At 62.8% G+C, this 12,306-nt stretch carries 9 protein-coding genes and 2 pseudogenes; 5 read left to right on the forward strand and 6 right to left on the reverse strand.

Going from position 1 to position 12,306, the window contains the following annotated elements; translation table 11 throughout:
• Window positions 1–2 precede the first annotated feature (2 nt).
• The gene (locus tag ACFPO9_RS26010) at window positions 3–1,130 is read left to right on the forward strand and encodes an acyl-CoA dehydrogenase family protein (protein ID WP_379776971.1); all 1,128 of its coding nucleotides are present in this window, start codon (window positions 3–5) and stop codon (window positions 1,128–1,130) included.
• The gene (locus ACFPO9_RS26015; RefSeq protein WP_379776974.1) at window positions 1,127–1,669 is read left to right on the forward strand and encodes a GNAT family N-acetyltransferase; all 543 of its coding nucleotides are present in this window, start codon (window positions 1,127–1,129) and stop codon (window positions 1,667–1,669) included. The genes ACFPO9_RS26010 and ACFPO9_RS26015 overlap by 4 nt, the downstream gene beginning before the upstream one ends.
• Before the next feature lie 73 nt (window positions 1,670–1,742).
• Here the strand turns inward: ACFPO9_RS26015 and ACFPO9_RS26020 are convergent.
• Window positions 1,743–1,991 (reverse strand): annotated as a pseudogene (locus ACFPO9_RS26020) (IS110 family transposase); the annotation flags it as partial.
• 199 nt (window positions 1,992–2,190) lie between these two features.
• Window positions 2,191–2,580, reverse strand: coding sequence for a hypothetical protein (locus ACFPO9_RS26025; RefSeq protein ID WP_379776977.1), 390 nt, complete (start codon window positions 2,578–2,580; stop codon window positions 2,191–2,193).
• Between the two features lie 256 nt (window positions 2,581–2,836).
• Between ACFPO9_RS26025 and ACFPO9_RS26030 the strand changes: the two are divergent.
• Window positions 2,837–3,377, forward strand: a pseudogene (locus tag ACFPO9_RS26030) (acyl-CoA dehydrogenase family protein); the annotation flags it as partial.
• 122 nt (window positions 3,378–3,499) lie between these two features.
• Here the strand turns inward: ACFPO9_RS26030 and ACFPO9_RS26035 are convergent.
• The gene (locus ACFPO9_RS26035) at window positions 3,500–4,516 is read right to left on the reverse strand and encodes a zinc-binding alcohol dehydrogenase family protein (RefSeq protein ID WP_379776980.1); all 1,017 of its coding nucleotides are present in this window, start codon (window positions 4,514–4,516) and stop codon (window positions 3,500–3,502) included.
• Window positions 4,517–4,624: 108 nt separating this feature from the next.
• Between ACFPO9_RS26035 and ACFPO9_RS26040 the strand changes: the two genes are divergently transcribed.
• Window positions 4,625–5,527: a LysR family transcriptional regulator gene (locus ACFPO9_RS26040; RefSeq protein WP_379777651.1), complete on the forward strand. Its 903-nt coding sequence runs from the start codon at window positions 4,625–4,627 to the stop codon at window positions 5,525–5,527.
• A gap of 103 nt (window positions 5,528–5,630) precedes the next feature.
• Window positions 5,631–6,176 carry a PaaI family thioesterase gene (locus tag ACFPO9_RS26045; RefSeq protein WP_379776982.1) on the forward strand — a complete coding sequence of 182 codons (546 nt, stop codon included), beginning with the start codon at window positions 5,631–5,633 and terminating at the stop codon, window positions 6,174–6,176.
• Here ACFPO9_RS26045 and ACFPO9_RS26050 read toward each other — a convergent pair whose 3' ends face one another.
• From ACFPO9_RS26050 to ACFPO9_RS26060, 3 genes are all read right to left on the reverse strand, one after another.
• On the reverse strand, window positions 6,177–7,133 hold the full coding sequence (locus tag ACFPO9_RS26050) for a S66 peptidase family protein (RefSeq protein WP_379776985.1): 957 nt from the start codon (window positions 7,131–7,133) through the stop codon (window positions 6,177–6,179).
• Window positions 7,134–7,335: 202 nt separating this feature from the next.
• Window positions 7,336–10,164 (reverse strand): TonB-dependent receptor domain-containing protein, encoded by a 2,829-nt coding sequence (locus tag ACFPO9_RS26055; protein ID WP_379776987.1) that lies wholly within the window; start codon window positions 10,162–10,164, stop codon window positions 7,336–7,338.
• A 207-nt stretch (window positions 10,165–10,371) separates the two neighbouring features.
• The gene (locus ACFPO9_RS26060; RefSeq protein ID WP_379776990.1) at window positions 10,372–12,159 is read right to left on the reverse strand and encodes an ABC transporter substrate-binding protein; all 1,788 of its coding nucleotides are present in this window, start codon (window positions 12,157–12,159) and stop codon (window positions 10,372–10,374) included.
• Window positions 12,160–12,306 lie beyond the last annotated feature (147 nt).

Consider the following 12,306-nt stretch of genomic DNA (forward strand, 5'->3'; position numbering starts at 1 on the left):
ATATGATCCTGAGCGAAGAACACCAGATGATCCGCGACGCCCTGCGCAGCTATTCGCAGGAGCGCCTGGCGCCCAACGCAGCGCGCTGGGACCGCGAGCAGCATTTCCCGAAAGAGGAGCTGAAGGAACTGGCCCAGCTGGGCGCCTTCGGCGTGGCCGTGCCGGAGCAGTACGGCGGCGCGGGCCTCGACTACGTGTCGCTGGCCCTGGTGCTGGAAGAGATCGCGGCCGGCGACGGCGGCACCTCGACCATCATCTCGGTCAACAACTGCCCGGTATGCTCGATCGCGATGATGTACGCGAACGAGGCGCAAAAGGAAAAATGGCTGCGCCCGCTGGCGCAAGGCGAGATGCTGGGCGCCTTCGCCCTCACCGAGCCGCACACCGGCAGCGATGCCGCCGCGCTGCGCACGACCGCCGTCCGCGATGGCAATGAATACGTCATCAACGGCACCAAGCAGTTCATCACCAGCGGCAAGAACGGCGACGTCGCCATCGTCATGGCCGTCACCGATAAAGCGGCCGGCAAGAAAGGCATCAGCGCGTTCTGGGTGCCGACCAATACCCCCGGCTACATCGTCGCCGGCATCGAGCACAAGATGGGCCAGCACTCGTCGGACACGGCGCAGATCGTGTTCGAGAACTGCCGCATCCCGCTTGAAAACCTGATCGGCGAAGAGGGACAAGGCTACAAGATCGCCCTGTCCGGCCTGGAGGGCGGCCGCATCGGCATCGCCTCGCAATCGGTCGGCATGGCGCGCGCGGCCTTCGAAGCGGCCCTCGGCTACGCCAAGGAACGCGAGAGCTTCGGCACGCAAATCTTCGACCACCAGGCCGTGCAGTTCCGCCTGGCCGAGATGGCGATGCAGATCGAAGCCGCGCGCCAGCTGATCCTGCACGCGGCATCGATGAAGGACGCGGGCCTGCCCTGCCTGAAGGAAGCCGCGATGGCCAAGCTGTTCGCCTCCGAGATGGCCGAGCGCGTCGTCTCCAGTGCGATGCAGGTGTTCGGCGGCTACGGCTACGTGGCCGACTTCCCGGTCGAGCGCATCTACCGCGACGTGCGCGTGTGCCAGATCTACGAAGGCACCAGCGACATCCAGAAGATCCTGATCGCGCGGGCGCTGTGACTGTAAACATTCGGCCGGCGGATGCGGCCGATTTGCCGGCCTTTTTCGTCTACCTCGAAGACCATTTGCGCGACAACGGCCGCGATGGCGTGCCGCTGTTCCAGCCCTTGTCGCGCGCACAGTCGTCGCTGCCGCCGGGCTTGAAAGCCTCCTTCGTCGACGGCGTCGCAATCCCGGTCGGCCAGCCGCGCTGGCGCCGCCTGTGGCTGGCGCTGGATGCGCGTGGTTCGATTGCGGGGCACGTCGATTTGCGTGCGCGGCCGGAGCCAGGGGCGCGGCATCGGGCGATGCTGGGGATGGGGGTGCATCGCGCTTACCGCCGCCACGGGCTGGGTGCGCAGCTCTTGAGCACCGCGGTCGATTGGGCGCGCGGTGAGGATGGCCTCAAATGGATCGATCTCGAGGTGCTGTCGGAGAACCATCCGGCCGTTGCGCTTTACCTGCGTGCAGGGTTCACGATGACGGCGCGGATTGCGGACATGCTGGAGATCGATGGCGAGAGTCTCGATCTCAGCTATATGAGCTACCAGCTGCGCTGACGTTTACCGGGAACGAGAGTGATCTCATATCTTCCTCGAAATACCGTCCTTGCCTTGATCTAGCCCCGCCTTACCGATATAACGCTCGTACTGCCTGCTGCTCGATATTCTTAACTGGCATGAACGGCATGCTCAACCGTCAGACGCTCTCGCAAGTCGCTTCTGCATCAGCAACGTCGTGCTTGTTCTTTTTGACGTAGGGTTTGACAAACTGTGTCGCCATCAGCTTCACCGTGTGACCGAGCACCTGCAGTCTTCTTGCCCCGCAATGAGCGCTATCTCTAGCTTCCATGCTAATCAGGCAAGCTGGTAGATTGGCGAAACCTCCGCAACTTGGCTGTGCTTGAGCTGCTTCTAAAAATGCTTTTTAGAGATAATTTTTAGGTACGGTTAAAGCAAAAACGCCAATCCTCAAGGCCGGCGTTTTTGGTGAATCCTTTGCCCACTAAATGCGCTAATTACCTGAAAGAAGCAAAGTAATAGTGGAGTAGCGAGCGTCGCCTACCTCTTTTTACGCAATGTTAGTCGGCTCTTCCTTGATCTGATCGCATGTTGACAGCAACACGAATCGCGTCCTGAGGAACAATGCCAAAAGCTTGTACGAGCTCGATGTTACTTGTATCGAGCTCAGGACCGAATTGGATTAAGATCGTGCCATCGCGCGATGCAAATTGGGTTTGATTCGCCTGCAGGATTTCTTTCCGTTGGTCATGCGCGATTTGTGCGTAAAGCCTGTCATGCAGTAAGAAGAGATTGACCTTGCGGCCGTCACTAAGCAGGTACGTACCGCGTATTTGATACATATGTTCGGTGTTGGCACGTTGCAGTTTGGTCGATCCGCTTTCAGCATGTGCTGCGACTGCAGTCGCTAGCAGCGCGGTGGCGGCAAAGAAAATAGACATAACTCGCATGGTCGCTCCAAAGTCAAGGTTTAAGGAAGTTACGACTTGATTGTAAAAAGAGCTGACAAGAGAAGATTGACCATGGGCAATTTTTATTCCTTTAGGAATCAAAGTCTGCGCGGTCGAAGATCGTCAGAGCGTCATTGGCATGGCCTGCATGAGTGATTTGGCGAAGCTGAGTTCGCCGGTACGGTAATCACCAAATTCGTGGCATGGATTAGGCGGGTGTGGGTGGCCCTCAGGCAATCCCCAGGAAGCTATGACTAGGATCATGGACAAGATGGGCTAGCACTCGGCCGACACGGCGCAGATCGTGTTTGATAAGTGCCGCCCCACTTGATAACCTGATCGGCGAAATGGGGGGAAGGCTAAAAGATCGCCTTGTCCGGTCTGGGGCGGCCGCATCGGCATCGCCTCGCAATCGGTCGACATGGCGCGCGGCCTTCGAAGCGGCGCTGGCCTACGCCAAGGAGCGCGAGAGCTTCGGCACGCAAATCTTCGACCACCAGGCCGTGCAGTTCCGCCTGGCCGAGATGGCGATGCAGATCGAAGCCGCGCGCCAGCTGATCCTGCACGCGGCATCGATGAAGGACGCGGGCCTGCCCTGCCTGAAGGAAGCCGCGATGGCCAAGCTATCCGCCTCCGAGATGGCCGAGCGCGTCGTCTCCAGCGCGATGCAGGTATTCGGCGGCTACGGCTACGTGGCCGACTTCCCGGTCGAACACATCTACCGCGACGTGCGCGTGTGCCAGATTTATGAAGGCACCAGCGGCATCCAGAAGATCCTGATCGCGCGGGCGCTGTGAAGATCCGGCCGTCGCGCTCTACCTGCGTGCAGGGTTCACGATGACGGCGCGGATCGAGGACATGCTGGAGATCGATGGGGAGAGTCTTGATCTCAGCTATATGAGCTACCAGCTGCGCTAGTTCAGAACCCCTCCAGCACAATCTTCCCCCGCGCCGTGTTCGACTCGATCAGCGCATGCGCCCGCCGCAAGTTCTCCGCACTGATCCGCCCGAAGTTCTCATTGGCCGTCGTCCGAACCGTCCCCGCATCCACCAGTTCCGCCAGGCGGTTCAAAATGCGATGCTGCTCGATCATGTCCGCAGTATTGAACAGCGAACGCGTGAACATCAGCTCCCAATGCAGCGAAATCGCCTTGCGCTTGAATTTCATGATGTCGATCGGCGTCGCCGGGTCGTCGATCAGGCTGTACTTGCCCTGCGGCGCGATGGCCTCGACCACCTGGTCGAAGTGGACGTCGCTATGGGTCAGGCTGGTCACATACGCCGGTGCAGGCAGCCCGGCGGCGGCGATTTCCGCGGCCAGCGGCTTGCTGTGATCGATCACGTGATGGGCGCCGAGCTCGCGCACCCATTCACGCGTTTCGGCACGCGAGGCGGTGGCGATGATGGTCAGCTGCGTCAGCTGGCGCGCCAGCTGCACCAGGATCGAGCCGACGCCGCCGGCCGCGCCGATCACCAGCAGGGTCTTGCCCTTGCCGCTATCGTCGCGAGGCACCTGCAGGCGGTCGAACAGCATTTCCCAGGCTGTCAGGCCGGTCAGCGGCAGCGCCGCGGCGGCGCCGAAATCCAGCGAGGCCGGCATGCGGCCGACGATGCGTTCGTCGACCAGCTGCAGCTCGCTGTTGCTGCCGGCGCGGGCGATCGAGCCGGCGTACCAGACACGGTCGCCCGGCTGGAACAGGGTCACGTCCGGGCCGACCGCCTTGACGATACCGGTCGCATCCCAGCCCAGCACCTTCCACCCATCGCCTTCCGGCTTGGCGCTCTTGCGCACTTTGGTGTCGACCGGATTGACGGACACGGCGCGCACCTCGACCAGCAGGTCGTGGCCCTGGGCGGCCGGGTCGGGCAGCGTGATGTCGACCAGCGATTCGACTTGATCGATGGGCAGGTTGTTCTGGTATCCGATGGCTTTCATTTGAAGGGCTCCTGAGCTGAGTAAGGTTTCGATGGATGCCATTCTGACCAGCCGGGGCTTTTTGATAAACTGGGCAATCCCGAAATCACTTTCAATATTCCTTTGAAAATCCGCAACCTGCAGGACCTCGCCACCTTCGTCGCCACCGCCGAGCACGGCAGCTTATCAAGCGCGGCGAGAATGCTCGACACCTCCCCGGCCGTCGCCAGCGCCAGCCTGAAGCGCCTGGAGGCCGATCTTGGCGTGGCGCTGTTCGTCCGCAGCACGCGCAGCATGCGCCTGACCCTGGCCGGCGAACGCCTGCTCGGGCGCAGCAAGGCGCTGCTGGACGGCCTGCGCGAAGCGGAAGACGAGCTGCGCGCCGGCCAGGACGCCATCGAAGGCCAGCTGCAGATCTCGATGCCCTCCGACCTCGGGCGCCACGTGGTGCTACCCTGGCTGAACGATTTCCAGGCGCGCTACCCCGGCGTGAAACTGCGCCTGCAGCTGACCGACCGCCTCGCCAACATTTATCGGGAGCCGGTTGACATCGCGCTGCGCTTCGGCGTGCCGCCCGAATCGAGCATGGTGGCGCTGCCGCTGCTGGCCGAGAACCGGCGCGTGCTGTGCGCTTCGCCCGCCTACCTCGCGCGGCGCGGCGTGCCGGCCTCCCCGCATGAGCTGGCGGACCACAACTGCCTTTGTTTCATGCTGGACGAAAGCGTCAACGACCGCTGGCGCTTCCGCAAGGGCGACGAGGAGATCGAGGTCGCGGTACAGGGCGACCGGGTGGCCGACGATTCTGAAATCGTCAAGCGCTGGGCGCTGGCGGGACTCGGCATCTGCTACCGCTCGCGCATCGACGTGCATGCGGACCTGGCCAGCGGCCGCCTGCGCCTGATCCTGCCGGCGTGGGAAGGCGTCAACGCGCCGCTGACGATGCTGGTGGCGAACCGCAAGCAGGTGTCGCCGGCGGTGCGGGTGCTGCGCGAATTCCTGGTCAGCCGCTGCAAGGCGCTGCTCGGCGCCTGAAGCCGTCGCCAGCAGAGTTTGCGGCGGCAGTGCAGAATGCTTCTTTCAACGCCACACGTGGGCACAGGGTGCCCACCCTACGCACAACACAAGAAGGAGCAGCATGGACGCACAGGCGACGATCGAACAATGGCAGCAGGAGCTGGACGCGGTCCGCGCCCGCGCAAAGGACAACGGCGCGCACGCCGGCGTGGTCCCCATCGCGCAGGCGCGCGAGATGAAGGGCCTGGACATCATGCAGGCCTTGCTGGAGGGCCACTTTCCCTATCCCCCCATCGCGGAAACGCTGGATTTCTATCTGGTCAAGGTCGAGCGCGGCCAGGCGACCTTCCAGGGCACGCCCCAGCAAAAACACCTGAACCCGATGGGCACCGTGCACGGCGGCTGGTACGCCACCCTGCTCGACTCGGCGGTCGGCTGCGCGGTGCAGACCATGCTGGAGCCAGGCCAGGGCTATACGACGGCGGAGTTGAGCGTGAACCTGGTGCGCGGCGCGCGCCTGGATGGCGGCCCGCTGCGCGCGATCGGCACGGTCCTGCACTGCGGCCGCCAGCTGGCCACCGCCGAGGGCAAGATCGTCGATGCGCAAGGCCGGCTGATCGCGCATGCGACCACGACCTGCCTCGTGTTCGAAGCAAAGGCCAAGTAATCAGCTGACCGCCGGCTCCAGCAAGGTCAACGTCTGCCGCTCGGTGTCAAGGGTCGCGCGCACGCCGACCGGCATCGTGAACTGGTTGCGGATGTGCCCAAAGGAGTAGCCGCTCACCGCCGGCACGTGCAGCGGCTGCAGGTGCACATCGAGGGTCTCGTCCAGCGTCAATGAGGAACCGTTGCCCTGCGGGCCGCAGTTCTCGCAGATGCCGATCATGACGCCGGCCGCTTGATCCAGGCCGACGGCCAGGTCGAGCTGGGTCATCCAGCGGTCGATGCGGTAGGGTTCTTCGTTGACCTCTTCGATGAACAGCAGGCTGTCCTTGAAGTCGGCGGCATACGGCGTGCCGGCCAGCGCGGCCACCAGCGACAAATTGCCGCCCATGAGCGGACCGGTCGCCGTGCCGCCATGCACGGTGCGGACGGCATACTGCGGTTCCAGCAGGGCGCGGCGCGCATTCTCCTGCGCCATCGGAATCGTGTAGCTGGCGCGCGGGTCCATCAGCACCGCCAGCATGTGCTCGTTCGAATACTCGGACGGCGTGCTCGATGCCACCGGGCCGTGGAAAGTCACCACGCCGGCATGGCGGTGGATGGCCAGGTGCAGGGCCGTGATGTCCGAGTAGCCGAGCAGGATCTTCGGGTGCTTGCGGATCAGGTCGAAGTCCAGGTGCTTCAGCAGCGAGATGCAGCCGGAGCCGCCGCGGATCGCCCAGATGGCTTTTACCTCGGGATCGCGGAACATGCCGTGCAGGTCGGCGATGCGGGCGGCCACGGTGCCGCCGTAATTGCCCCAGACCTCGCGCAGGTAGTTGCCCGGCTTGACGCGGAAGCCCAGCGCCTCGATGTTTTTCACGGCCTTCTGAATCGAGGCGTCGCTGGTGTAGCCGCCGGGCGCGATCAGGCCGACCAGGTCGCCTTTCTTGAGGCGCGGGGGTTTGATCAGGTGTTGCATGGGAGAGGTACGCGGACGTTTGGCCGCAGCGCTGGGGAATGACGCCGGCAGTAGCATGGAGGCAGCCGCCAGCTTCGCAAAATCGCGCCTGCTGAAGTTAGACATGTCCGTTGGCGTCCAGATTAAACAATGAAAAACGGCCCGCGGGCCGGGGAGGCTGGCTCCCCGGTCAACGGGCCGCTGCTGTTCCGCTTGCAGCCGATCAGAAGAACTTGTGGTTCACCATCAGGGTGAACGAACGGCCACGCGGGTCCGCTACGCGCGGCTCCCAGGAACTGCCTGCACCCGAATTGCTGTCGTAGGTGATCGCGAACGGCGGATCCTTGTCCAGCAGGTTCTTGATGCCGGCCGTGATCGTGGTACCCGGCACGCCGGTATAGCTCAGGCTCAGGTGGAAGATCGAGTACGGCTTGACGTCCGGATCGAGGTCGACCGGCTTGACGACACCGTTGGCCACGCCCGGCAGCACCTGGTCCTTGTAGCCTGCACGGTAGACGTTGGTCAGCGTGGTGCTCCAGTCGCCCTGCTTGTAAGTCACGAAGGCGGTGTGCTTCCACTTCAGGCCGAGATCGCCGGTGAAGAGGAACTTGCCGATTTCGCTAGGACCGAAATCGCTGGTCGTGGTGGCGCGCGACTTCTTCTCCAGCAGGCGGGTGCCGTCGATGCTCGCGCTCCAGGTACCCTGGCCCAGCTTGCCGTTGGTGCGGGCGCCCAGTTCCAGGCCGCGGGTGATGCGCTCACCGGCGTTGACCCAGCGCTGGTCGACGGCGATCAGGTTGCCGGAAGCGTCACGCAGGAACTGGTCCTTGAACAGGCCGTAGTTCGCGGTCATGGTCGCCAGCGTGAACGAGTCGATCGTGTTCTGCTTGCGGATTTCCCACAGGTCGGCGTTCATCGAGAAATTGGCCAGCGGCTGCCACACGACGCCAACGGTACCTTGCTTGGCGGTTTCCGGACCCAGGGTAGTTTTGCCACCCGTCAAAATCACCGGGGTAATCGATTCGCAGCCCGGCTTGGTGCTGTCGACCTTCAGGGTCGGGCACTTGGCCGGATCGGCCAGGTCCTTGCCGGCATACTGCGACTCGGTCACGCCGTTGAACAGCTGGTTGAACGACGGTGCGCGGAAGCCGGTGTTGTACGAACCACGGAACAGCAGCGACTCGATCGGCTGGAAGCGGAACGAGTACTTCGGGTTGAAGGTGTTGCCGAAGCCCGAGTAATGATCCTGGCGGCCGGCGATGTTCACTTCCAGCGACTTGGTGACCGGGATCAGGAATTCGAAGTACACCGCCTTGATGTCGCGGGTCTTCTCGTTCAGTGCGTTCTGGTCGTCGAAGGGCGCGTTCAGGATGGCCGGACGGGCCGCTGCTGCACGGCCATCGCCGTTGAACGAGTAGCCTTCGCGGCGCAGGTCGGTACCGAGTGCGGCCATGACGGCGCCGGCCGGCAGGTTGAAGATCTCGCCCGACAGCGCGGCGTCGGCCTGGGTCAGGGTGGTGCGGCCGCCGTACATGGTGACGCCTTCGGCCGAGGTGCTGTTGATCAGGTCGATCGCGGCCTGGCTCTGCTTCTCGCCCGGCAGCAGGAAGGGGTTGATGATGCCGGTGCCCAGTGCATTCGCCAGGGCGACGGTGTAGTTGTAGCCCTTGCCCAGGTGCGATTCAGCTTCGCTGTAGGCCTTCGATGCGCCGATGCGGTAGTCGAAGCGGCGGCCGAACAGGGTCAGCGGACCATCGGCGCCGACTTGCAGGCGGCCTGCCTTGCTTTCGGTCTCGATCTCGCGGTTGCCGCACTCCATGCAGCGCCAGCGGTAGGCGATCGGCGAACCGTAGTTGGCGGCGATGCTCGGGAACACCTTGACCAGCTCGTTGTACACCATGTTATAGGCGGAGCCGGTGCTCGGGTAGAACGAGCTGTACGGGAAGTTGACGGTCGACGGCGAAATCTGGTTCGGCGAGAAGCTCTTCTTCGAAGTCACTTGCGAACCGACCAGTTCGGCGAACAACTGGTGCTCGCCGCGCTGGATGGTCAGGCGCGCCAGGCCGTTGTTGCTGGTCACCGGCTGCTGCAGGACGGCCGCACGGCCCGTGTCCCATGCGCAGCCGTAAGCGGCGCCCGGGGTGTCCCACAGTTTTTCGTCATAGGCCTGCATGCCGTCGATGCTGTTGCAACCCTTGCCGCCCGGCAGGTCGAGCACGCTGATGCCGTTGTACAGGGTGGTGCCGCCCGGCAGCGCCACGCCGCTGGCATTGGTGCCCAGCAGGGTCTTGCCGTACGAAGTCGGCGACACGCCGAACACGTTGGCGAACGGCGAACCGCGGGTATCCACCGACACGCCGCGGTTCGGCTGGAAGGCATTCACGAAGTCGCGCTGGCTGCCTTTCAGGGCATTGTTCTCGGCGCGGGCGCCAGTCACCAGCAGGTTGTAGCCGTCCTTGTCGAGGTCGCCCCAGCCGCCGGTCAGGGAGGCGCGTGCGATGTTCGAGCCGCCGTGCTGGGTAGCGTCTTCGAAGACGTTGGCTTCCAGGCCGTGGTAGTTCTTCTTGGTGATGAAGTTGATCACGCCGCCGATCGCGTCGGTACCGTAGATCGCGGAGGCGCCGTCCTTCAGCACCTCGACGCGCTCCACCGCGGCGAACGGGATCGAGTTCAGGTCGACCGCCGAACCTTTCATGCCGTAGGTCGCCACGCGGCGGCCGTTCAGCAGCACCAGGGTCGAGTCGGCGCCCTGGCCGCGCAGGTTGGCGCTCGAGGCGCCGTTGTTGCCGCGCTGGGCGCCGGTGGTGACGTCGGAGTTCGAGGCCAGGTTATCGGAACCGTTGCCGTTGACGTTCAGGTTGGCGATCAGCTGCTCGGCGGTGACGATGCCCTGGTCTTCCATCTGCTTGCGGCTGATGATTTCCAGCGGCAGTGCGCCTTCCTTGGCAATGCGCTTGATGCTACTACCGGTGATCTCGACGCGTTGGATCGGTTTCGCCTGCTCCGCTTCCTGTGCGATGGCTGGGCTGACGATGCCGATCAGGGCAATCATCTGTGCTAACTTCTTTAACTTCACGCGTCTCTCCTTGGTAGTGCTGCGACGTTTGTCTTGGGATAGTTTTACTGTCAAGTAATGTCAATGCATTACGTTATTATTAATTCCGAGGGTACGCGGACGTATTTGCGCGTTCCAATGAAAAATCCGGAATCGAGTATAACTACAGGGAATGTTTTGCTAGGGAAAATCTAACGCAAACTTTCATTTCACTGGGGTAGCGCGTGCTCTTTCTGCAACATCGAGGTCCAAATAACGCCATTGCGTGAATTCCACGGGATGGCGTTTGTAGTTTTTCAACCACGGTTGACGAATATCAGCCGATAAAACATGGCTCAGCAGCACCCACGGGTTATAGGCGTGGATCAGCTGGTTCATCTCGAAATACAGCTTCTGGCGCTCCGGGCCGTCCTGCAGCGCATGCGCTTTCTCGTAGCGTTCGTTGTAGGCCGGCAGGTTGAAGCGGGAATAATTGGCGCGGCCCGCGTTGGGGCCGTAGAGCAGCTGGTAGAAATTGTCGCCGTCCGGGAAGTCGGCCACCCAATTGCTTTCGAACATTTGCACCTTGCCCAGGCGCGAGGCCTTGATGATTTCGGGCTTCTTGTCCGACTTGAACACCACGCGCAGGCCGATTGCGTTCAGGCATTTTCTCCACAACTCGTCGCGCAGGCGGCCGCCGACGGTGGCTTCGCTGCTCATCGCCAGGGTCAGCGCCTCGCCGTTCGGCTGGCGGCGAAAACCGTCGGCATCGCGCTTGCCGTAGCCGTAGCGGTCGAGCAGCGCGTTCGCCAGCGCCGGATCGTAGGGTACGGGGCTGTGATAGTCCGGGTCGTAACCGAGCACGCCGGATGGGAGCGGCGAATCGGCCTTCATGGCGAAGCCCTTCTTCAGCAGGGCAATATCCTCGGCATTGTTATAACTCAGGGAGATGGCCCGGCGCAGCGCCACCTTCTCCTTGCCATAGCCGCCGACCACCGGGTCCTGCATGTTCATCCACATGTAATAGGTCTGCAGCACCGGGAAGCGATACAGCTGCATGCCGCGCGCCGACAGCTCTGGCTTCAGCTTGCCGTCCCGGATGACCATGTCCGTCATCGATTCCGGCACCTGCTCCATGTAATCGTATTCGCCGTTCAGGAAACCCAGCATGCGGCCCTGGAATTCCTCGGCAATCTTGACTTCGACGCGGTCCACGCGCGGCAGGCGCTGGCCCTCGAGGCTGGCGGCCAGCGCCTTGTCCGCGGCATCGTTGCCGGCGCCCAGGCTGGTGTGGAAGACGGCGCTGGATTCCGGGTTTTTCAGCAGCACGATGCGATCGCTGTGCTTCCAGTCGCCGATCATGAAGGGACCGGTGCCGACCGGGTGGTTGCCGGCCTGGCCCGGATAGGCATCCATCACCTCGCGCGCCACCACGGAGGCGGCCGGCATCGCCATGTAGAACAAAAAGTTATTGTCCGGCTCTTTTAAACGGATGCGCAGGGTGGTGCGGTCGATCGCCTGCAAGCCAGGGATCTCGGTGGCATAGCTGAAATTCTTCTTCAGCGCCTCGTCGCCTTGCAATTTGCCGTCGAAGATATAGCCGAAGGGCGAATGCAGGCTGGGATCGTACAGGCGCTTGAAGCTGTAGACGTAGTCCTGGGCCGTGACTTCGCGCTTTTTGTCCTTGAACGCAGGATCCGGCGTGAAATAAATGCCGGGACGGATCTTGAAGGTGTAGGTGCGGCCGCCATCCTCCACAATCGGCAGGCCGGTCGCGGTGTTGCCCTGCAATTTCACGGGCCGCGCCAGGTAGTCGTAGCGCAGCAAGGGATCGAACAGGTTTTCCAGCAGCGACAGCGTGGCCAGGTCCGAGCCGACCGCCGGATCGAGGCCGGCTTCGCTGGTCGACAAAAACATGTGCAGGACCTTGGCTTCTTCGGCTTGAGCGGACTGGACGGGCAGGTGCAGCAGGGAATAAGCCAGCACGGCGGCGGCGAGGGTGCGGAATTTCATCCTCCTATCATAGGCCGAGCGCTTAGCGGCAAGCAATACATAACTTTTTCACATAGCCTCGGCGCATTCTTTCATCATGGCAGCTTGCGCTGCGCCTATACTCTCCGCTGCACAATCGAGCGCACGCTCGCGCTTGGTGGAACAAAC

The sequence above is a fragment of the Massilia aerilata genome (assembly GCF_042656905.1).
In the GTDB taxonomy this organism is placed as follows: domain Bacteria; phylum Pseudomonadota; class Gammaproteobacteria; order Burkholderiales; family Burkholderiaceae_D; genus Telluria; species Telluria aerilata.

What these genes read in the sequence shown, in the direction of transcription:
- ACFPO9_RS26035 (WP_379776980.1), bottom strand. Translation starts at nt 4,516, where the DNA reads ATGAAAGCCATCGGATACCAGAACAACCTGCCCATCGATCAAGTCGAA.
- ACFPO9_RS26050 (WP_379776985.1), bottom strand. Translation starts at nt 7,133, where the DNA reads ATGCAACACCTGATCAAACCCCCGCGCCTCAAGAAAGGCGACCTGGTC.
- ACFPO9_RS26025 (WP_379776977.1), bottom strand. Translation starts at nt 2,580, where the DNA reads ATGCGAGTTATGTCTATTTTCTTTGCCGCCACCGCGCTGCTAGCGACT.
- ACFPO9_RS26060 (WP_379776990.1), bottom strand. Translation starts at nt 12,159, where the DNA reads ATGAAATTCCGCACCCTCGCCGCCGCCGTGCTGGCTTATTCCCTGCTG.
- ACFPO9_RS26055 (WP_379776987.1), bottom strand. Translation starts at nt 10,164, where the DNA reads ATGATTGCCCTGATCGGCATCGTCAGCCCAGCCATCGCACAGGAAGCG.
- ACFPO9_RS26045 (WP_379776982.1), top strand. Translation starts at nt 5,631, where the DNA reads ATGGACGCACAGGCGACGATCGAACAATGGCAGCAGGAGCTGGACGCG.
- ACFPO9_RS26010 (WP_379776971.1), top strand. Translation starts at nt 3, where the DNA reads ATGATCCTGAGCGAAGAACACCAGATGATCCGCGACGCCCTGCGCAGC.